Below are 19677 nucleotides of genomic sequence, written 5' to 3' on the forward strand. Positions count from 1 at the left end.
CATGCCCAACAACCCGTCCGACGAAGGGATGACCGTGGTTCAGCCGACAACCGACGACCAGACGAAGGCCCTCAAGCCGGCGCTCGAATCAATGACCCTGCTGGTCGCTGCCGTGATCGTCCACGACAAGGCCACCAACCGCGTCGTCCTCCTCCAGCGCAGCGAGAACGCCAAGTTCGCCCAAGGCATGTGGGACCTGCCCGTCGGCAAGAGCGAACCTGGCGAACCCATCACCGAGACCGCCGTCCGTGAGCTGTACGAGGAGACCGGCCTGACAGTGAAGCCGGAAACCTTGAAGGTCGCCCACATCATCCACGGAGCCTGGGGCGTGGAAGCCCCCAACGGCTTCCTCACCGTCGTCTTCGTCACGCACGAGTGGGCTGGCACCGCCGAGAACCGCGAGCCACGCAAGCATTCCCAGGTCCGCTGGGTCGATGCCGACGCCGTCCCCGAGGAATTCGTGGAGACCACCGCCAGCGCCCTTCTCCGCTACCTCAATGGCGGGCCGCAGGTCTCACTTGACGGCTGGAAGTAGGCGAGCGCTACCTCTGTCAGGTAACGCGTGACAACAAACACTGCCCAACTGCTCTATTGGCCAAAGAGATCTGCCACGACTGTCAGTGCTCTGCGCCAGGATCTCCCCCCATGAACATTGACTGGGAGCGCGCAGCCGCGATTCAGCGGTCGGTGGTTGGCGGTGTACTCCTGGCCGCGATTGTGGTGTCGATCTACCGAGTCCTCGCGTGGATCGCCCGCCGGATTCAGCCACTGCAGGTGCGGTGGGCGGCCTGGAACGCCCGAGTCGCGGAAAGGGATATGGCGCCAACAACGGCAGCTCTCCAGCGTCTTGGCTTGGTGGACCTGCCGATCCAAGCGTTCCGTGAGGCAGGTCGGAAGACTGCCGGAAGCGTCAAGCTTCGCTACTGGCTACTGACCTTCCCGATCGGTCTCGGTACCGGGGACCTCCTGATGGCAGTGATCAAAACGATCGAGACACGGCAGGTGCAGCCGAGTCTGCAACCATCAGCACTTATGCTCGCTGCCGTGACCCTGCCCCTCCTGATGTGGGCAGCCCGGCGCAACAAAGCCATAGCGGGATACAGGTTGATGCTCTCGATCATGGCTGCCATCGAGGCATGTGATGCCGTGGCACGCTCAGACACGAGTGACAGGCCCCAGGCCCTCCGGCATTTGGACGACACCTGCTCCACAGTTCGGCGCTCACTTCTGCGCGTCCACCGGATCACGAACAGTGTCGGCCGCGGGTCTCCGCGGCAGCGGAACGCAAAGAACCACGCCGCCCTCGTAGTAGCCAAGCTTCAACTGGTCGAGGCGCAAGTCGACGCCAAGGGCGATGGAGCCCTCCGCAGCCTGGCCGCACTTCTGGCGAAGATCGGAAACACCTTCGCTGTGGGAAGGGTCACCACCCTCCTCCCTGAGCAGAGCCTGCGCGGCACTACCCCGGTGGCTAATCGGGAAGGGCTTCGGCTGGTGGCTGTGGTCGTCGCTGCTGCGGGGGCGCTGTGCCTTGGGGTGCTGTCGGGACTTCCAGCGGGGGTCGATGTCGTCCTGGCCGGTAGCGCCGCCGTGCTGGCCGCAATGGTGGCGTACGGGCCCCGGGCTGCGATTGCCAAGGCAAGCGAAATCATGAGCATCCTGCGGCAGTAGCAATGGCCCTCACTGCAGCTCGACGGCCCGCCGCACTACTGGAAGAGTAAGAAGGCTGCCGCCGCACAAAGAGCTTGGACGAGCCGGCGAGGGCCGCTACCCCGACTATGGGGTAACGGCCCTCGCAGCGATTCTGACACCAAGTCAGAGTATTGGCCGGGCGGTGCACACTCGGTGCACAAGGGGGTGGAAAGTAAGCGGTGACAGTGAGAACTGCTGAGAAGAGTTCTTGCAGGTCACAGCCAATTCCCAGAGCTTCAGCCCAGGGCGCCCGACCCCGCCTCTTAGATGTCGAAGTACAGCTCGAACTCGTGCGGGTGCGGGCGCAGTTGGATCGGGGCGATTTCCTTCGTGCGCTTGTAGTCGATCCACGTCTCGATCAGGTCCGACGTGAAGACGCCGCCGGCCTGAAGGTACTCGTTGTCCGCCTCCAGGGCCTCCAGGACCGCGGGGAGGGATGTCGGGACCTGGGGGACGCCCGCGTGCTCTTCGGGGGCGAGTTCGTAGAGGTCCTTGTCGATCGGCTCGGCCGGCTCGATCTTGTTCTTGATGCCGTCCAGGCCCGCGAGGAGGAGGGCCGAGAAGGCCAGGTACGGGTTGGAGGACGGGTCCGGGGCGCGGAATTCGACGCGCTTGGCCTTCGGGTTCGAGCCCGTGATCGGGATACGCATCGCCGCCGAGCGGTTGCGCTGCGAGTAGACCAGGTTGACCGGGGCCTCGAAGCCGGGGACCAGGCGGTGGTACGAGTTCACCGTCGGGTTGGTGAAGGCCAGCAGCGACGGGGCGTGCTTGAGGATGCCGCCGATGTAGTAGCGGGCGGTGTCCGAGAGGCCCGCGTAGCCCTGCTCGTCGTAGAAGAGCGGGGTGCCGCCCTGCCACAGGGACTGGTGGACGTGCATGCCGGAGCCGTTGTCACCGAAGATCGGCTTGGGCATGAAGGTCGCGGTCTTGCCGTTGCGCCAGGCGACGTTCTTCACGATGTACTTGAAGAGCATCAGGTCGTCGGCCGCGGCGAGCAGCGTGTTGAACTTGTAGTTGATCTCCGCCTGGCCGGCCGTGCCGACCTCGTGGTGCTGGCGCTCGACCTGGAGGCCGGACGCCTCCAGCTCCAGGGAGATCTCGGCACGCAGGTCGGCGAAGTGGTCGACCGGCGGGGCCGGGAAGTAGCCGCCCTTGTAGCGGACCTTGTAGCCGCGGTTGTCCTCGATCGCACCGGTGTTCCAGGCGCCGGCCTCGGAGTCAATGTGGTAGAAGCCCTCGTTCGCGGTGGTGTTGAAACGCACGCTGTCGAAGACGTAGAACTCGGCCTCGGGGCCGAAGTACGCGGTGTCCGCGACGCCGGTGGAGGCGAGGTACGCCTCGGCCTTCTTGGCGATGTTGCGCGGGTCGCGGCTGTACTGCTCGCCCGTGATCGGGTCGTGGATGAAGAAGTTGATGTTCAGCGTCTTGTCACGGCGGAAGGGGTCCAGCCGGGCCGTCGACAGGTCCGCGCGCAGTGCCATGTCCGACTCGTGGATGGCCTGGAAGCCGCGGATCGACGAGCCGTCGAAGGCCAGCTCCTCAGCCGGGTCGAACGCCTTCGCCGGGATCGTGAAGTGCTGCATCACGCCAGGAAGGTCGCAGAAGCGGACGTCGACGAACTTGACGTCCTCGTCCGCGATGAACTTCTTGGCCTCGTCGGCGTTCTGGAACATCCAGCTCCTCCTCCTCCCGACCCGGGGAGGGGCGGGGGTTATCGGTCGTGCGGCCAGTGCGGTGGCACACGCTGGACCCGACCATAGGTTTCCGGGATTTCTCCAGCATGACCCATTTGTTTCGCCGAAGTTAACCAGCCCGGGTGCGCGCCGGGGCGTACGACGCCTCCGCCGACGTCCGCGTACCCCGTCCCCGGGGCCGGAAACGGGTCGCAGTACCGTGGACGGGTGGACAACAGGCAAGCAATCGGATCGTGGCTCTCCGGACCGCGCGCGGCGGCCGAGGACATGGGCGTCGACTTCGGCTACCGGGGCGAGCGGCTCGGTCTGCCGGAGCACGGGCCGGGCTCCGTCGCCCCGCTCGGCCGGCGCTTCGGCGCCCTCCTCGTCGACTGGGCCCTCTGCATGCTGATCGCATACGGGCTGCTCGCCGGGCGTGACTGGCAGGCATCGGGGAACTGGGCCCTCGGCGTCCTTCTCGTACTCAGCGTGCTCACCCTCGGTACGGTCGGCTTCACCCCCGGCAAGCGCCTCTTCGGCCTGCGGGTCATCACCGAGAGCGGCGAGCGGATCGGCTTCGGCCGCGCCCTCGTACGCAGCGTGCTGCTCTGCCTGGCCATCCCCGCGCTGATCTGGGACCGCGACGCACGCGGCCTCCACGACCGCCTCGCCCGCGCCGTGCAGGTGCGGATCTAGGCCGGAAGACGAGGGAAATAGAGAGGGCGGTCCGGAACTCGCGTTCCGGACCGCCCTCTTGACGTGTTCAACGTGTACGCAGTGATCAGCGAGGCTTTCCGCCACCCCGCGGCATCCGCATGCCCTTCGGCATCGGCCCCTTCGGCAGCGGCATGTTGCTCATCAGGTCGCCCATCGCCCGCAGCCGGTCGTTGGCCGCCGTCACCTGCGGGCCCGCCAGCACCCGGGGCAGCTTCAGCATCGTCGTACGGACCTTCTTCAGCGGCACCTGGCCCTCGCCGTCACCGACGATGATGTCGTGCACCGGCACATCCACCACGATGCGCGCCATCCGCTTCTTCTCGGCCGCCAGCAGCCCCTTCACCCGGTTCGGGTTGCCCTCGCCCACCAGCACGATGCCCGCCTTGCCGACGGCCCGGTGGACGACGTCCTGGTTGCGGTTCATCGCCACCGCGGGCGTGGTGGTCCAGCCGCGTCCGACGTTCTCCAGGACGGCCGCCGCCGCTCCCGGCTGGCCCTCCATCTGTCCGAAGGCGGCCCGCTCGGCGCGGCGGCCGAAGATGATCGCCATCGCGAGGAACGCCAGGATGAAGCCCAGGATGCCCAGATAGATGGGGTGGTTGATCAAGAAGCCGACCGCGAGGAAGACACCGAAGGTGACGATTCCCACACCCGCGACGACAAGACCGACCTTCGAGTCGGCCCGCCGGGTCATCTTGTAGGTAAGGGCGATCTGCTTCAGTCGCCCCGGGTTCGCAGCAGTGTCTGCGTTTTCCTTCCTCGCCATGCCCAGAAGTTTACGTGGCGTGGGAAGTGGCCTCCGACACCGCCTCCAGTACATGCTCCGCCTCGACCCGGTCCTTGGCCCTGCGGCGGTCCTCCAGCACGGCCGTCCAGGCGTTGCGGCGGGCCGTGCGCTGGCCGCCGCTCAGGAGCAGGGACTCCACGGCGCGCAGCGCGGTGGAGACGGAGGGCAGCACCATGCCGGTGCGGGGGGTGGCTGCCGCCACCACTTCGGTAATGGGTCGTACCGGCGCGACCTGCATGGCGGCGGTCCCTTCAGGAGCGGTGAAGGTGAACGTGAACGTAGAGGCGAAAGCGCGGACACCTGTACGCGGAACGTGCATTCAGGGTCACTCACTGGTGTTACCAGTGCGTGACCGACCGGTCAAACGCGAATGAAGCCCAGACACGCCCCCGGACCGCCTCCGGAAACACCGGCGCGGCCCGTACGCCCCCATGACCTGCGGGGAAGTACGGACCGCGTGACGCCTTGCCTCTACTGCCGGGTAGCCGCTTGTGCTCGGATTCACACAACCCGGCGGGGGGCCGGAATCCCTTATACGGCCTGGGCGGTGACCGCCGCGCCGCGCCGCTCCATCGCCTGCTGGTACAGCCGGCCCGCGCGGTACGACGACCGCACCAGCGGTCCCGACATCACACCCGAGAAGCCGATCTCCTCGGCCTCGTCCTTCAGCTCCACGAACTCATGCGGCTTTACCCACCGTTCGACCGGATGGTGTCGTACGGACGGGCGCAGGTACTGCGTGATCGTGATCAGCTCGCAGCCCGCCTCGTGCAGCTGCCGGAGCGCCTCGCTGACCTCGGCGCGCTCCTCGCCCATCCCCAGGATCAGATTGGACTTGGTGATCAGGCCCGCCTCACGGGCGCGCGTGATCACTTCGAGGGAGCGCTCGTACCGGAATCCGGGGCGGATCCGCTTGAAGATCCGCGGCACCGTCTCGACATTGTGCGCGAGCACCTCGGGCCGGGAGGAGAAGACCTCGGCCAGCTGCTCCGGTACGGCGTTGAAGTCCGGGACGAGCAGCTCGACCTTGGTGGCGCCCGCCTCGCGCGGCGCCGTCTGCGCGTGGATCTGGCGCACGGTCTCCGCGTACAGCCAGGCGCCGCCGTCCTCCAGGTCGTCGCGCGCGACGCCGGTGATGGTGGCGTAGTTCAGGTCCATCGTGACGACGGACTCACCGACGCGGCGCGGCTCGTCGCGGTCCAGCGCCTCCGGCTTGCCCGTGTCGATCTGACAGAAGTCACAACGCCGGGTGCACTGGTCACCGCCGATGAGGAAGGTCGCCTCGCGGTCCTCCCAGCACTCGAAGATGTTCGGACAGCCCGCCTCCTGGCAGACCGTGTGCAGCCCCTCGCTCTTCACGAGGTTCTGCAGCTGCTTGTACTCGGGACCCATTTTCGCCCGGGTCTTGATCCACTCGGGCTTGCGCTCGATGGGGGTCTGGCTGTTCCGGACCTCCAGGCGCAGCATCTTGCGTCCGTCGGGTGCGACAGCGGACACGTCCGGCACCTCTCTCTGCTGGCGCGGCATTCGATTCTTCGGCGAACACCAGGTTACGCCCGATATTTGCGTGGCATTACGTCTGGCCAACCCGTGGCCAGAGGGACACATTCCCCCCGGTCGGCCCAGGAGCGAGACCAACCCCCAGGCGCTCGCGGCCCTTAAGCGGTCGCGCGCTCGATCTCGCGCGGCTGCGGCTCCGCGTGCTCCAGTACGTCCCGCAGATGCCTCTCCACGACCGGGACGACCTCCTCGACCGTGATCTCCCGGCCCAGCTCGTACGCCAGCGAGGTGACGCCCGCGTCCCGGATCCCGCACGGCACGATCCGGTCGAACCAGGTGTTGTCCGGGTTCACATTGAACGAGAAGCCGTGCATGGTCACGCCCTTGGCGACCCGGATACCGATCGCCGCGAGCTTGCGGTCCTCCCGGCGCTGGCCCGCGTTGGACGGCGCGTACTCCGGGCCGTTCAGCCGCGGGTCGAACTCCTCGTCCGCCACCCGGGGATCGAAGTCCAGCGAGAGCCCGCCCACCGCCGGCCGCTCCGCCACCGGATCCCCGAGCACCCACACTCCGCTGCGGCCCTCGACCCGCGAGGTCTCCAGACCGAATTCGGCGGCCGTACGGATCAGGGCCTCTTCGAGCCGGCGGACATGCGCCACGACATCCACCGGGCGCGGCAGCTTCAGGATCGGGTAGCCCACCAGCTGGCCGGGGCCGTGCCAGGTGATCTTCCCGCCGCGGTCCACATCGACGACGGGGGTGCCGTCCAGCGGGCGTTCACTGTCCGTCGTACGCCGTCCGGCCGTATAGACCGGCGGGTGCTCCAGCAGCAGACAGGTGTCGGGGATCTCGTCCGCGAAGCGGGCCGCGTGTACCCGGCGCTGCTCCTGCCATGCCTCCTGGTACTCGACGGACTCCGCGCCGAACCCCAGGCGGATGTACCGCAGCTCACTCACGGCAGTGCCTCCTTCAGAACCTTCACCGTGCACGTATCGCGCCCTCGCCACTGTACGGCGGGCCCTCGGCGGCGAGCCGGGCAGGTGCTTCCGGGCACCTCCCGCCGGGCCACTGCCACACAGCCGCCGCCCGCCTGTCAGCAACGCCATCGATCCTCACACGAACGGATGAATATGGGGCGAACGTGCCGGTGAAACCGGTCACTGCTACTAAATTCGCGCCGTTCCATGAGGGCTGCTCCCCGGGCCCGGAAGGCAGGAGACCGTACAGCTGATGTCGGAACGACCTCCGCAGCGCATCCCCAACCGCCAGCTCGCCGCGCTCATCTCAGAAGCCGGGTTCTCCCACGCAGGTCTCGCCCGCCGGGTGGATCAGCTCGGTCTGGAGCACGGCCTCGATCTGCGGTACGACAAGACGTCGGTGACGCGCTGGCTGCGCGGACAGCAACCACGCGGCACCACCCCCGCACTGATCGCCGAGGTCTTCACCCGCCGTCTCGGCCGCCGGCTCTCCGCCCAGGATCTCGGCCTGGACGCCTGCGCTCCCGTCTACGCGGGCCTCGAATTCGCGTCCACTCCCGAGGAAGCCGTCGATATCGTCGGCGGACTCTGGCGCAAGGACTCCGGCAGCCACAGCGAACTGCGCAAGATCGCGTTCACCCCGGCCGGGCTGGTCGTCCCCAGCCGCGACTGGCTCATCGGACGCCCCGACGAGCGGGTCGCCCACCCGCCCGCCGCCCCGCAGAACGGCGCCCGCGTGCCCACCCAGGGGAGACCCGCGTCCCCCGCCGTCCCCCGGCAGCGCACCGAACGCGCGGTCGGCCAGCGGGTCACCGTCGGCGACATCGAGGCCCTGCGCTCGGTCGGTGACCTCTTCCGCACCCTCGACCACGCCTACGGCGGCGGCCACGCCCGGCAGGCGCTCGTCCGCTATCTGGAGCACGAGGCAGAGCCGATGCTGCGCGGGCAGTACGGGGAGACCACCGGGCGCAGGCTCTTCGCCGCGGCGGCCGATCTGACCCGGCTCGCGGGCTGGACCTCGTACGACATCGCCGCGCACGGCCTCGCCCAGCGCTACTTCGTCCAGGCGCTGCGGCTCTCCCAGGCGGCGGGCGACCGGGCGTACGGTTCGTACGTACTGACCACCATGAGCCGCCAGGCGGTCTATCTCGGCCACGGCCGGGAAGCCGTCCAGCTGGCCCGCGTCGCCCAGCAGGGCATCGGCGCGTCCGCGCCCCCGGTCGTCCAGGCGCTGCTGCACTCCGCCGAGGCCCGCGGACACGGCGGCCTCGGTGAGGTACGGGCCTGTACGGCCTCGCTCGTACGGGCCGAACGCGCCCTGGAGGCGGCACGCCCCGGCGACGACGTACCGCACTGGGCCCGCTTCTTCGACGAGGCGCAGCTCGCCGACGAGTTCGGGCACTGCCACCGCGATCTCCAGCAGTACCGCGCCGCCGTGCAGCACGCCGAACGCTCGCTCCAGCTGCGCTCGCCGGCGTTCGCGCGCAGCCGTCTCTTCTGCCGTGTCGTGCTCGCCTGCGGACGTCTGGGCCTCGGTGAGCTGGACCAGGCGTGCCTGCTGGGCGCGGAGGCGGCGCAGCAGGCCACCGAGATGCGGTCGGCGCGGGCGGTGGAGTACGTACGCGACTTCGAACGTCGGCTGGAGCCGTACCGGGACGCGGCGGCCGTACGGAACTACCGCGACCGGGTCGCGGCGCTGGGCTGAACAGGTCCGCGTCCGCCGGGAGTTGAGCCGGTCCCGTCCGAGGTGAGTCGACGCCCGGACGGGACCGGAGTCTGTGCGGCGGTTCGTGTGGGGCTACGCCACCGCCGGCAGCTGCGCCGGCCCGTAAGCGGGGCGTACGCCCAGGTCGCGCAGGATCGCGTGGGCGGCGCGGCGGCCCGAGAACAGCGCGCCCTGGACCGTGTTCGTATCGCGGTGGTCGCCGCACACGTACAGCCCCGACAACAGCCGGACCGGGCGCCGCAGATCGTGCGGCGGGGGCATCGCGGGCACCGCCTCCGGGTCGTGATGGACGGCCAGCAGCTCCCAGTCGTCGGTCGGCGTCCCGTAGAGCCGCGCGAGCTGCGCGCGGACCGTACGGTCGAGCACGGCGGCCGGGGGAGGGGTCCCGAGCACCGTCGACGAGATCAGCACACGACCCTCCGGCGCGCGCGAGGGATCGACCGCGCTCATCACGGCCGTATGCGCCACTGGTCCGCTCCGGTCGGCGTCCAGCAGCAGCGTCGGATCGGTCAACGGGGCGGCAGGCGCGGTGTGGTGCAGCACCGTCACCGCGTGGAAGTCCGGCACCCGCAGCCCCGGCAGCAGCTCGGCCGCGGCCCGCGCGCCGGTCGCCAGCACGAGCGAGCGGCAGGTGATCTCGCCGTGCTCCTTGGTGGTGACACAGGAGATCGACGCGTCCGTCACACACACATCCGTACGGACCGTGCCCTCCGGCAGCGTCCGCGCCAGCAGTTCGGGCAGTACGGAGGCGCCGCCCGCGGTGACACACAGCCGGCCCCGGGCGAACGCGCGCAGCGCGAGGTCCGCGCAGCGGCTCGACGTGGTCAGCTCCGGGTCGCAGAGCAGCGCGGACAGCAGCGGGCGGACAAAGCCGTTGACCGTACGTACGGGCAGACCGCGGACCGACAGGGCCTCCAGCGCGGTGCGTTCGGGGCGGGCGAGCAGCCGGGAGGTCGGCGTCGCCGCGAGGCGGCCGAGGGCCGCGCCCAGCCGGGCCTGGTCGACCGCGCCGCCGAGCGGTGGGCGGGGGGCGCTTGCCAGGGCGCGTGCCACTGTCAGTGCGCTCCGCGCGCTCCCTACGGCCCCGGTCCGGTAGTTCCGCCCGTCGCTGTGCACGACCACCCCCGGCGAGAACATCCGCAACGCGGCGCCCTCCAGGCCGGGTGTGCGGAGCAGCTCCGGATACGAGGTGGTGAGCAGCCGTCCGCCCCGGTCGAGCCGGAAGCCGTCGACCCGGTCGGTGGCCATGCGACCGCCGACGTGGGGGGCGGCCTCCAGGACGCTGACTCTCACCCCGGCACTGGTCAGATGATGAGCCGCGGCCAGACCCGCGAGGCCGGCTCCGATGATGACGACGTCTGCGTGGTGCGCGGTGCTGAGTGCGGTGCTGAGCACGTGCCCCTCCCCGAGGTCGGCGCGGTTGGGTTGAGAGTAGGGAGGGAGGGGGCGGGGGGTGTCCGCGCGTGTTGGGGGTCACGGGTGCATGGGGGGCGGTCGGGGGGTGCGGTGCGCCTCCCGGCGGGGGGTCGTGGTGTCTCGTGCCGGGTGCCGGGGCGGTGCGCCGTCCGGCGGGGGTGCGGGTGCGTGGTCGTGGTGCCGGGTGCCGGGGTCTCCGGAGGTGCGTGTCCGGACTGCTTTCCTCACCGCGCTTCGCGCGAGCTGCGACGCTTTACGTCCGGACACGCAGGGGATCGGGGGCGGGTGCGACCCGGTGGGTGCGGGAGGGTGCCGCCGCCTCCCCCGCCCGCCCTCGCGCACGGACCCGTTGCTTGTGCGGGCGGTGAAGGGGGGCGCGCAGGGGTCGTGTCCGGGACACTAAAGCGTCCGCCGGAGGCGCACCGCCCCGGAGCGCCGCCCGGCGACAACCCGCACCCGACCACCGGCCCCAGCCGAAACGCACCCGGACAACGCCCCCCGCCGGAGGCGCACCGCACCCGTCCACCGGCCCCGGGCAAAGACGAACGCACCCCGGACAAGGCCCCCGCCGGAGGCGCACCGCACCCGTCCAGCGGCCCCTGCCACTACGCCACACGAATCGCTTCCTCGATCGTCGGGAACGCGAACCTGAAGCCCGACTCCAGCAGCCGCTTCGGCAGAACCCGTTGGCTGCCCAGGACCTCCGCCGACAGCTCGCCCAGCGCCACCCGCAGCGCCACCGCCGGGACCGGGAACGGTGTCGGGCGGTGCAGGACTCGGCCCATCGCCGCCGTGATCTCGCGGTTCGTGACCGGTTCCGGCGCGGTGAGGTTCACCGGGCCCTCCAGGGATTCCGTGTCGATCAGATGCCGCAGCGCCGCCACCTCGTCGTGGAGCGCGATGAAGCTCCAGTACTGGCGCCCCGAGCCGAGCCGGCCGCCCAGGCCCGCGCGGAACAGCGGGAAGAGCCGGCCCCAGGACCCGCCCGCGCGTGCGACCACGAGGCCCGTGCGCGCGAACACCGTTCGTACGCCCGCCTCTTCCGCCGCCAGGGCCGCTTCCTCCCAGTCGACGCAGAGCGAGGGCAGGAACCCGTCGCCCGGCGGCGCGCTCTCGTCCACCTTCCGGTCGCCGGTGTCGCCGTAGAAGCCGATGGCGGAGCCGCACACCAGAACCCGGGGCGGCCGGTCGAGCGTGGCGACGGCCTCCGCGATCGCGGCGGTGCCGAGGATCCGGCTGTCGCGGAGTTCCTTCTTGTACGCCTCGGTCCAGCGGCGGTCGCCGATGCCGGCTCCGGCGAGATGGACGACGGCCTCGCAGCCGTTGAGGCGGTGGCCGTCGACCCGTTGCCGCAGCGGGTCCCACTCGACCTCGTCGGCCGTCCGGGCGGGGCGCCGCACCAGGCGGACCACCTCGTGGCCGTCGGCGCGCAGGGAGCGTGCGAGTGCCGTACCGATGAGCCCGGTGGAACCGGTGATCGCGATCCTCATGGGCCCCATCCTGCCCCCGGAACGCCCCATGGCACAGTTGCGCCATGTCCGACGCACAGATACGTCCCGCACTCCCTTCCGACGACGGAGTCCTGGGCGAGCTCGACCGGGCGACCTGGTCGTCGCTGCACGCCGTGTCGCCGCGGCCTGAGCCGCCGTACGGTCCGTTCTTCGACGAGCGGCACCGGCCCGAGGATTTTCTGGTCGCCGAGGTCGATGACGAGCGGATCGCCGGCTACATACGGGTGGCGCGGCCCACGCCGCTCGCCAGCAACGGGCATGTACGGCAGATCCAGGGGCTCGCGGTCCATGAGTGGGCGCGCGGGCGCGGTGTGGGCCGCGCACTGCTGCGCGCGGCGGCGCTGCACGCGCGCAACCAGGGCGCACGGCGGCTGACGCTGCGCGTGCTGGGGCACAACGCGCCGGCCCGCGCGCTGTACGAGGCGGAGGGCTATGCCGTCGAGGGGGTCCTGCCCGGGGAGTTCCTTCTCGACGGCGTGTACGTGGACGACGTGCTGATGGGGATCTCGCTGACGGACTGAGCGCGGCTACTCGCCGCCGAAGCGCTCCGAGAGCCGGGGGAAGCGCTCCGCGAGCGCCGTCTCGTCCTCGAAGTCCAGGGGGGTGCCCTCCGGCTCGGCCGGCTGCGAGGCGATGCCCAGGGCAGGGGCCACCACGCCGGTCAGCTGTTCGTACGCCTCGTCCGCCGCGTATCCCAGCTCCTCGCCGTCCCCGTCGATGTCCGGGTCGAACTCGTCCAGCAGCTCGGCCAGCGCGTCCGGTTCGTGCAGCGCGCCCTCGAAGATCTCGCGGCCCTGGCCGATGAGCCAGCAGCGGAAGTAGTCGAAGGCGTCGTCGCTGACGCCGCCGAGCAGCACGGCGGCGGCGCCCCACAGGTCCCAGCGGTACGCGCGGTTGTAACGCGACTCGAAGTGGCGCGAGAAGTCCAGTACGGAGTCGGGGTCGAGCTGTAGCAGCCGCTCGACCAGCTGATCGGCCTGGTCCTCGGGGTCGCCCTCGGCGGCCTCGCGGGTGCTGTCGACGATCTCCCAGAACTCCGTCTCGTCCATCACGGGTCAAGCATCGTGCTTACGGGAGGGCGGCGCACGCGGAGCCACGGTTTGTGAGCCGTTTCGTTGCCGGGTGTTCGGGTGGGCCGGCGCAGGGCGGCGGCCCGGTCACTCGTACAGCGTCCGCATCCGCCGCGAAGCCTCGGCGAAGCGGTCGCGCAGGGTGGCCGGTCGCAGGACCTCCACGTCCGGGCCGAGCGTGAGCAGTTGGGAGTACGCCACGTCCTCCGACTCCACCGGCAGCGCGAGCGTGAGCAGGCCCCGGTCGTCCGGCGGGTCCGCCGTGGCGAGCGCCTCGCGGGCGGCCGCGCGGTCGACGGCGTACGGCAGCAGGCGGGCGCCGTCCGGCGAGAGCCGGATCACGACCTCCGTACGCAGCAGCGAGCGCGCGAACTCCGCGGCGCGCTCCTCCCAGAACCCGGGCAGATCGAAGGACTCATCCCTGGAAAAACGTTCCTGCAAGGTCTCCACCGAAGCGAACCGGTCCACCCGGTAGACGCGGAACGCCCCCTGGGAACAGGCGCAGACGTACCAGACACCGGCCTTGAGCACGAGACCGTACGGCGCCAGCTCCCGCTCCACCTCGGTGTCCTGGCGCCGGTAGCGCGCCGCGACCAGCCGGTCGCCCCAGACCGCCTCGGCGAGGACCGGCAGCAGCTCGGGCGTCTCCGGCTCCTGGTACCAGCCCGGCGCGTCCAGATGGAAACGCTGCGCCGCCGAGTCCGAGGCGTCCCGCAGGGACGGCAGCAGCGCCGCCGATACCTTCAGCCGGGCCGCCGACGAGACGTCGTCGAGCCCCATCTCCCGCAGCGCGCCCGGCACTCCGGAGAGGAACAGCGCCTCGGCCTCGCCGCGCGCCAGTCCGGTCAGCCGGGTGCGATAGCCGCCGACCAGCCGGTAGCCGCCGCTTCTGCCCCGGTCCGCGTAGACCGGGACCCCGGCCTCGGAGAGCGCCTGGGCGTCCCGGGTGATGGTCCGCTCGGATACTTCGAGCTCGCGGGCCAGTTCGCCCGCGGTCATGGAGGGCCGGGACTGGAGCAGGAGCACCATCTTGATCAGCCGAGCAGCGCGCATGGATCCATGATGCAGGGAGCCCCCGCCACAAAGTGACAGGGGCTCCCAGGGCGTGACCGGACTTCAGAGCCCGTAGCGCTCGCGGGCCTCCACGACCCGCTCCGGCTTGACCTCGCCCCGGCGGGCCAGCTGCGCCAGCGCCGCGACCACGATCGACCGGGCGTCCACACCGAAGTGGCGGCGGGCCGCCTCGCGGGTGTCGGAGAGCCCGAAGCCGTCCGTACCGAGCGAGGTGTAGTCCTGCTCGACCCACTGGCTGATCTGGTCGGGGACCTGACGCATCCAGTCGCTGACCGCGAGGACCGGACCCGGCGCGCCGGACAGCGCGCGCGTCACATACGGCACCCGCTCCTCGCCGTGCAGCAGCAGGGCCTCGTCGGCCTCCATCGCGTCCCGGCGCAGCTCGCCCCAGGACGTGGCGGACCAGACATCGGCGGTGACGCCCCAGTCGGCGGCGAGCAGTTCCTGTGCCTCCAGGGCCCAGTGGATCGCCGTACCGGACGCCAGCAGCTGGGTACGGGGGGCGTCGGCCGCGGCCGGGGTGCCCTCCTTGAAGCGGTACAGGCCCTTGAGGATGCCCTCCTCGACGCCTTCCGGCATCGCGGGCTGCGGCATCGGCTCGTTGTAGACCGTCAGGTAGTAGAAGACGTTCTCGGCCTCGGGGCCGTACATCCGCCGCAGGCCCTCCTTGACGATCACGGCGATCTCGTACGCGAACGCCGGGTCGTAGTTGAGCGCGGCCGGGTTGGTGGACGCGATCAGATGCGAGTGGCCGTCGGCGTGCTGGAGGCCCTCGCCGGTCAGGGTCGTACGGCCCGCCGTGGCGCCGACGATGAAGCCCTTGCCCAACTGGTCGGCGAGCTGCCACATCTGGTCGCCCGTGCGCTGCCAGCCGAACATCGAGTAGAAGATGTAGAACGGGATCATCGTCTCGCCGTGCGTCGCGTACGACGTCGCAGCGGCGATGAAGTCCGCCATCGAACCGGCCTCGGTGATCCCCTCGTTGAGGATCTGGCCGTCCTTGGCTTCCTTGTAGTACATGATCTGGTCGCGGTCGACCGGGTCGTACGTCTGGCCCAGCGGCGAGTAGATGCCGGCCGACGGGAACAGCGCCTCCATACCGAAGGTGCGGGCCTCGTCCGGGACGATCGGGACCCAGCGTTTGCCGGTCTCCTTGTCCCGCATCAGGTCCTTCATCAGCCGGACGAACGCCATGGTGGTCGCCACCGACTGCTTGCCCGAGCCCTTGTAGACCGCCTGGAACGGCTTCTCGGACGGCTCGGGAAGGGCCACGGTGTGCACCCGGCGGGCCGGGGCGGGGCCGCCCAGCTCCGCGCGGCGCTCCTGGAGGTAGCGCACCTCGGGGGAGTCGGCGCCGGGGTGGCCGTACGGTACGAGGCTGTCGTCCAGCTTCGCGTCCGGGATGGGTAGGTCGAGCAGGTCGCGCATGGCGCGGAACTGGTCGCCCGAGAGCTTCTTCATCTGGTGGTTGGCGTTGCGCGACTCGAAGCCGGCGCCGAGCGTGTAGCCCTTCACGGTCTGCGCCAGGATCACGGTCGGAGCGCCCTTGTGCGCCAGGGCGGCGCGGTAGGCCGCGTACACCTTCCGGGCCTCGTGGCCACCGCGCGAGGTGTAGAAGCACTCGGCGATCTTCGCGTCGGGCAGCAGCTTCGAGAGCGCGATGAGGGCCGGGTCCACGCCGAAGAAGTGCTCGCGGATGTACGCCACATCGCGGGTCGCGTACGTCTGGAACTGCGCGTCCGGCACCTGGCGCAGCCGGCGTACCAGCGCGCCCGTGGTGTCCAGGGCGAACAGCTCGTCCCAGGCCGAGCCCCACAGCGACTTGATGACATTCCAGCCGGCGCCGCGGAACTGGGCCTCCAGCTCCTGCACGATCTTGAAGTTGGCGCGGACGGGGCCGTCGAGCCGCTGGAGGTTGCAGTTGATGACGAAGGTCAGATTGTCCAGCTGCTCACGGGACGCGAGCGCCAGGGCCGCCGTCGACTCGGGCTCGTCCATCTCGCCGTCGCCGAGGAACGCCCAGACGTGCGAGGCGGAGGTGTCCTTGATACCGCGGTTGGTCAGATAGCGGTTGAAACGCGCCTGGTAGATCGCGGAGAGCGGGCCGAGGCCCATCGAGACGGTGGGGAACTCCCACAGCCAGGGCAGCCGGCGCGGATGCGGGTACGAGGGCAGGCCCTGGCCGCCCGCCTCCTGGCGGAAGTTGTCCAGGTGCTCCTCGGTCAGCCGGCCGTCGAGGAAGGCGCGGGCGTATATGCCGGGGGAGGCGTGGCCCTGGATGTAGAGCTGGTCGCCGGAGCCGTCCCCCTCCTTGCCGCGGAAGAAGTGGTTGAAGCCGGTCTCGTACAGCCAGGCCGCGGACGCGAAGGTGGCGATATGGCCGCCGACGCCGAAGCGGGCGCCGCGGGTGACCATGGCCGCCGCGTTCCAGCGGTTCCAGGCGGTGATCCGGGACTCCATCGCCTCGTCGCCGTCGAAGGCGGGCTCGGAGGCGGTGGGGATGGTGTTCACATAATCGGTCTCCAGCAGGGCGGGCACCGGGACCCCGGCCGTTCCCGCGTGCTGGAGGGTGCGCCGCATCAGATACGCGGCGCGGTGCGGGCCGGCGTGCTCGGTCACGGCATCGAGCGAGGCCGCCCACTCGGCGGTCTCCTCGGCATCACGGTCCGGGAGCTGGTCAAGCTCGCTCGGAAGTTTGCCTACGGGGTCGGGCATGGTCGCCGCCTTCCGGACAGGAGGGGGGTGGAGAAAGCCTTGTCTGGCAGGACAGGGCGGAGGACTGGGTGCAGTCCGTCTAAGACTGTAAGTCGCTGATCGATGATCGATCAAAGGGTTGAAGGGCAAAACTTCTCGATCTGGAGGAATTGGCATTCCGTGCCATAGAAGGGGGCACCGAGTGACGGAGAGTAAGTCATGGCAGAAGGGGCGTATCAGGCGCGCGGCGCACATCCGAGCACATGGTCCTTCACCAGTGCGCCAATGCCCGGATCCCTTCTGCGGAACGCCTCGACCAGCTCCTCGTGCTCCTCGGCGTACGACTTCTGCACCGTCCCCAGCCAGCGGATCGACAGCGCGGTGAAGACCTCGATGCCCAGCCCCTCCCAGGTGTGCAGCAACACACTGTTACCGGCGGCCCGCACCAGCTCCCGGTGGAAGGCCACGGTGTGCCGCACCTGCGCGGTCCCGTCGGCTCTTCGGTCCGCCTCGTACAGCGCCAGTACGTGCGGCTCCAGCGCCGAGCAGTCCCGCGCGAGGCGCTCGGCGGCCAGCTCCGCGGCGATCTGCTCAAGCCCCGCCCGTACCGGGTAGCTCTCCTCCAGATCGGCCGCGGTCAGATTGCGCACCCGTACGCCCTTGTTGGGCGCCGACTCGATCAGCCGCAGACTCTCCAGCTCGCGCAGCGCCTCGCGTACGGGGGTCTGGCTGACCCGCAGCTCGGTCGCGATGCGCCGCTCCACGATCCGCTCACCCGGCTTCCAGCGGCCGCTGACGATCCCCTCCACGATGTGCTCGCGGATCTGTTCGCGCAGCGAGTGGATGACGGGCGGGGTCATGAAGCGCTCCTGGGGGCAGCGGTCGATGGATGAACGATACGGCGGCGTGCACCATACGGCGGCGCCCCCGCCCGGAGAAAGATCCGGGCGGGGGCGCCGTTGCCGTACGTGTTTTTGGATGTGCCTCGGGCCTACAGGCCGAGCTCGACCTCGAACTCGCCGGCTTCCAGAATCGCCTTGACCGCCGTCAGGTAGCGGGCGGCGTCGGCGCCGTCCACCAGCCGGTGGTCGTAGGAGAGCGCGACGTAGGTCATGTCGCGCACCGCGATCGTCTCGCCGAGGTCCGGGTGGTTGATGACCACGGGACGCCGGACGGTGGCGCCGATGCCCAGGATGGCGACCTGGCTCGGCGGCACGATGATCGTGTCGAACAGCGCACCGCGCGAACCGGTGTTGCTGACGGTGAAGGTCGCGCCGGCCAGGTCGTCCGGGGTGATCTTGCTCGCCCGGACCGCCGCCGCCAGCTCCGCGGTCTTCTTGGAGATACCGGCGATGTTCAGATCGCCCGCACCCTTGATGACCGGGGTCATCAGACCCTTCTCGGAGTCCACGGCGATGCCGATGTTCTCCGAGTCGAAGTACGTGATCGTGCCCTCGTCCTCGTTGATCCGGGCGTTGATGACCGGGTGGGCCTTCAGCGCCTGGGCCGCCGCCTTGACGAAGAACGGCATCGGGGAGAGCTTGACGCCCTCGCGGGCCGCGAACGCGTCCTTGGCCTGGGCGCGCAGGCGCATCAGCTTGGTGATGTCCACCTCGACCACGGAGGTCAGCTGGGCCTGCGTGTGCAGCGCCTTCCACAGGTTGTCGCCGATGACCTTGCGCATGCGGGGCATCTTGACGGTCTGACCACGCAGCGGGGATACCTCCAGCGTGGGCGCCTTCGACGCGGCGGCGGGAGCGGCGGCCGGGGCCTTCGCGGCAGCCAGTGCGGCGGCCTTGGCGGCCTCCGCGGCGGCGATGACGTCCTGCTTGCGGATACGGCCACCGACGCCGGTGCCCTTGACCGCGCCCAGGTCGACACCGTTCTCGGCGGCGAGCTTGCGCACCAGCGGGGTGACATACGCGCCGTCGTCGCCGGTGGTCGTGGCGGGCGCCGGGGTGACCGGGGCCGGGGCCACGGGTGCCGGGGCGGCCGGAGCCGGAGCCGCGGGGGCGGCCTGGACCGGCGCGGGCACCGGAGCCGGGACAGCGGCCGGAGCCGGAGGAGCGACGGGGGCGGGGGCCGGCGCGGGGGCCGGAGCCTCCTGGACCGGTGCCGGCGCCGGAGCGGCCGGAGCCGGAGCGGCGGCCGGGGCAGCCCCCGGAGCACCGATCACGGCGAGCTTGGCGCCGACCTCGGCGGTCTCGTCCTCGCCGACCACGATCTCCAGCAGCACACCGGCGACCGGGGCGGGGATCTCGGTGTCGACCTTGTCGGTGGAGACCTCAAGCAGCGGCTCGTCCTCCGCGACCTCCTCGCCGACCTCCTTCAGCCAGCGGGTGACGGTGCCCTCGGTGACCGACTCGCCCAGGGCGGGCAGCGTGACGTCGGTGCCGGAGGCGCCACCGGCCGGGGCGGCGGCGGGCGCGGGCGCGGCGGCCGGAGCCGGAGCGGGGACCGCGGGAGCCTCGGCCACCGGGGCCGGGGCGGGCTCGGCGGGCGGAGCGGGGACAGTCTCCGTCGGCTGGGCCGCCGCGAGGCCGCCCGTACCGTCGTCGATGATGGCCAGCTCGGCGCCGACCTCCACGGTCTCGTCCTCGGCCACCTTGATGGAGGCCAGCACACCGCCGGCCGGAGCCGGGATCTCGGTGTCGACCTTGTCGGTGGAGACCTCAAGCAAAGGCTCGTCGGCCTCGACGCGCTCGCCCTCGGCCTTCAGCCAGCGGGTGACAGTGCCCTCGGTGACGCTCTCGCCGAGCGCCGGCAGGGTTACGGAAACCGCCATGGTTTCAGTTGCTCCTAACGGTGGGGTCTCCCCAGCTGGCGCGCAGCGCCGAGCGAGG

General features: G+C 70.5%; 17 protein-coding genes. 5 read left to right on the forward strand and 12 right to left on the reverse strand.

The genetic code is table 11. The features are described 5' to 3' along the window. The first annotated feature begins 1 nt into the window (after window position 1). Entirely contained in the window at window positions 2–535 is a 534-nt protein-coding gene (locus tag IF11_RS0118600) for an NUDIX domain-containing protein (RefSeq protein WP_030352754.1), read from the forward strand. A 110-nt stretch (window positions 536–645) separates the two neighbouring features. Further along, window positions 646–1668, forward strand: a complete 1023-nt coding sequence (locus IF11_RS0118605; RefSeq protein ID WP_030352755.1) for a hypothetical protein — start codon at window positions 646–648, stop codon at window positions 1666–1668. Between the two features lie 284 nt (window positions 1669–1952). Here the strand turns inward: IF11_RS0118605 and glnA are convergent, their stop codons facing one another. Beyond that, complete coding sequence (glnA, locus tag IF11_RS0118610) at window positions 1953–3362, reverse strand: type I glutamate--ammonia ligase (protein WP_030352756.1); 1410 nt, start codon at window positions 3360–3362, stop codon at window positions 1953–1955. A gap of 228 nt (window positions 3363–3590) precedes the next feature. Between glnA and IF11_RS0118615 the strand changes: the two genes are divergently transcribed. After that, the gene (locus tag IF11_RS0118615; protein WP_037728005.1) at window positions 3591–4058 is read left to right on the forward strand and encodes an RDD family protein; all 468 of its coding nucleotides are present in this window, start codon (window positions 3591–3593) and stop codon (window positions 4056–4058) included. 85 nt (window positions 4059–4143) lie between these two features. Here the strand turns inward: IF11_RS0118615 and IF11_RS0118620 are convergent, their stop codons facing one another. The 4 genes from IF11_RS0118620 to lipB all read right to left on the reverse strand — a co-directional run bounded on the left by IF11_RS0118620 (window position 4144) and on the right by lipB (window position 7322). After that, complete coding sequence (locus tag IF11_RS0118620) at window positions 4144–4845, reverse strand: DUF4191 domain-containing protein (RefSeq protein ID WP_030352758.1); 702 nt, start codon at window positions 4843–4845, stop codon at window positions 4144–4146. A 10-nt stretch (window positions 4846–4855) separates the two neighbouring features. Next, the gene (locus tag IF11_RS0118625; RefSeq protein WP_456115228.1) at window positions 4856–5104 is read right to left on the reverse strand and encodes an SCO2195 family GlnR-regulated protein; all 249 of its coding nucleotides are present in this window, start codon (window positions 5102–5104) and stop codon (window positions 4856–4858) included. 293 nt (window positions 5105–5397) lie between these two features. Next, window positions 5398–6363, reverse strand: coding sequence for a lipoyl synthase (gene lipA, locus IF11_RS0118630; protein ID WP_030352760.1), 966 nt, complete (start codon window positions 6361–6363; stop codon window positions 5398–5400). A 161-nt stretch (window positions 6364–6524) separates the two neighbouring features. Beyond that, window positions 6525–7322: a lipoyl(octanoyl) transferase LipB gene (lipB, locus tag IF11_RS0118635; protein ID WP_030352761.1), complete on the reverse strand. Its 798-nt coding sequence runs from the start codon at window positions 7320–7322 to the stop codon at window positions 6525–6527. A 274-nt stretch (window positions 7323–7596) separates the two neighbouring features. Between lipB and IF11_RS0118640 the strand changes: the two genes are divergently transcribed. Beyond that, window positions 7597–9048 (forward strand): NsdA family TPR-like regulatory protein, encoded by a 1452-nt coding sequence (locus IF11_RS0118640; protein ID WP_030352762.1) that lies wholly within the window; start codon window positions 7597–7599, stop codon window positions 9046–9048. A 93-nt stretch (window positions 9049–9141) separates the two neighbouring features. On the opposite strand, the gene IF11_RS0118645 is transcribed toward IF11_RS0118640, so the two are convergent. Beyond that, a complete protein-coding gene (locus IF11_RS0118645) occupies window positions 9142–10464 on the reverse strand; it encodes an NAD(P)/FAD-dependent oxidoreductase (protein ID WP_030352763.1) in 1323 nt (440 codons plus the stop codon). 626 nt (window positions 10465–11090) lie between these two features. After that, the gene (locus tag IF11_RS0118650; protein ID WP_030352764.1) at window positions 11091–11984 is read right to left on the reverse strand and encodes a TIGR01777 family oxidoreductase; all 894 of its coding nucleotides are present in this window, start codon (window positions 11982–11984) and stop codon (window positions 11091–11093) included. Between the two features lie 35 nt (window positions 11985–12019). Here IF11_RS0118650 and IF11_RS0118655 point away from each other — a divergent pair, with 35 nt between their 5' ends. Further along, window positions 12020–12517 carry a GNAT family N-acetyltransferase gene (locus IF11_RS0118655; protein ID WP_030352765.1) on the forward strand — a complete coding sequence of 166 codons (498 nt, stop codon included), beginning with the start codon at window positions 12020–12022 and terminating at the stop codon, window positions 12515–12517. A gap of 6 nt (window positions 12518–12523) precedes the next feature. Here IF11_RS0118655 and IF11_RS0118660 read toward each other — a convergent pair whose 3' ends face one another. From IF11_RS0118660 to sucB, 5 genes are all read right to left on the reverse strand, one after another. After that, window positions 12524–13045 carry a DUF4240 domain-containing protein gene (locus IF11_RS0118660; RefSeq protein WP_030352766.1) on the reverse strand — a complete coding sequence of 174 codons (522 nt, stop codon included), beginning with the start codon at window positions 13043–13045 and terminating at the stop codon, window positions 12524–12526. Window positions 13046–13153: 108 nt separating this feature from the next. Next, window positions 13154–14119, reverse strand: coding sequence for a helix-turn-helix transcriptional regulator (locus IF11_RS0118665; RefSeq protein ID WP_030352767.1), 966 nt, complete (start codon window positions 14117–14119; stop codon window positions 13154–13156). A gap of 63 nt (window positions 14120–14182) precedes the next feature. Further along, window positions 14183–16855 (reverse strand): pyruvate dehydrogenase (acetyl-transferring), homodimeric type, encoded by a 2673-nt coding sequence (aceE, locus tag IF11_RS0118670; RefSeq protein WP_030352768.1) that lies wholly within the window; start codon window positions 16853–16855, stop codon window positions 14183–14185. A gap of 215 nt (window positions 16856–17070) precedes the next feature. Then, the gene (locus tag IF11_RS0118675; RefSeq protein WP_030352769.1) at window positions 17071–17694 is read right to left on the reverse strand and encodes a GntR family transcriptional regulator; all 624 of its coding nucleotides are present in this window, start codon (window positions 17692–17694) and stop codon (window positions 17071–17073) included. Window positions 17695–17825: 131 nt separating this feature from the next. Beyond that, window positions 17826–19619 (reverse strand): 2-oxoglutarate dehydrogenase, E2 component, dihydrolipoamide succinyltransferase, encoded by a 1794-nt coding sequence (sucB, locus tag IF11_RS0118680; protein WP_030352770.1) that lies wholly within the window; start codon window positions 19617–19619, stop codon window positions 17826–17828. Window positions 19620–19677: the final 58 nt, after the last annotated feature.

Origin of the sequence: Streptomyces scopuliridis RB72 (assembly GCF_000718095.1) — a bacterium.
GTDB classification, from domain to species: domain Bacteria; phylum Actinomycetota; class Actinomycetes; order Streptomycetales; family Streptomycetaceae; genus Streptomyces; species Streptomyces scopuliridis.

What these genes read in the sequence shown, in the direction of transcription:
- IF11_RS0118600 (WP_030352754.1), top strand. Translation starts at nt 2, where the DNA reads ATGCCCAACAACCCGTCCGACGAAGGGATGACCGTGGTTCAGCCGACA.
- IF11_RS0118605 (WP_030352755.1), top strand. Translation starts at nt 646, where the DNA reads ATGAACATTGACTGGGAGCGCGCAGCCGCGATTCAGCGGTCGGTGGTT.
- glnA (WP_030352756.1), bottom strand. Translation starts at nt 3,362, where the DNA reads ATGTTCCAGAACGCCGACGAGGCCAAGAAGTTCATCGCGGACGAGGAC.
- IF11_RS0118620 (WP_030352758.1), bottom strand. Translation starts at nt 4,845, where the DNA reads ATGGCGAGGAAGGAAAACGCAGACACTGCTGCGAACCCGGGGCGACTG.
- IF11_RS0118625 (WP_456115228.1), bottom strand. Translation starts at nt 5,104, where the DNA reads ATGCAGGTCGCGCCGGTACGACCCATTACCGAAGTGGTGGCGGCAGCC.
- IF11_RS0118640 (WP_030352762.1), top strand. Translation starts at nt 7,597, where the DNA reads ATGTCGGAACGACCTCCGCAGCGCATCCCCAACCGCCAGCTCGCCGCG.
- IF11_RS0118650 (WP_030352764.1), bottom strand. Translation starts at nt 11,984, where the DNA reads ATGGGGCCCATGAGGATCGCGATCACCGGTTCCACCGGGCTCATCGGT.
- IF11_RS0118655 (WP_030352765.1), top strand. Translation starts at nt 12,020, where the DNA reads ATGTCCGACGCACAGATACGTCCCGCACTCCCTTCCGACGACGGAGTC.
- IF11_RS0118660 (WP_030352766.1), bottom strand. Translation starts at nt 13,045, where the DNA reads ATGGACGAGACGGAGTTCTGGGAGATCGTCGACAGCACCCGCGAGGCC.
- IF11_RS0118665 (WP_030352767.1), bottom strand. Translation starts at nt 14,119, where the DNA reads ATGCGCGCTGCTCGGCTGATCAAGATGGTGCTCCTGCTCCAGTCCCGG.
- aceE (WP_030352768.1), bottom strand. Translation starts at nt 16,855, where the DNA reads ATGCCCGACCCCGTAGGCAAACTTCCGAGCGAGCTTGACCAGCTCCCG.
- IF11_RS0118675 (WP_030352769.1), bottom strand. Translation starts at nt 17,694, where the DNA reads ATGACCCCGCCCGTCATCCACTCGCTGCGCGAACAGATCCGCGAGCAC.
- sucB (WP_030352770.1), bottom strand. Translation starts at nt 19,619, where the DNA reads ATGGCGGTTTCCGTAACCCTGCCGGCGCTCGGCGAGAGCGTCACCGAG.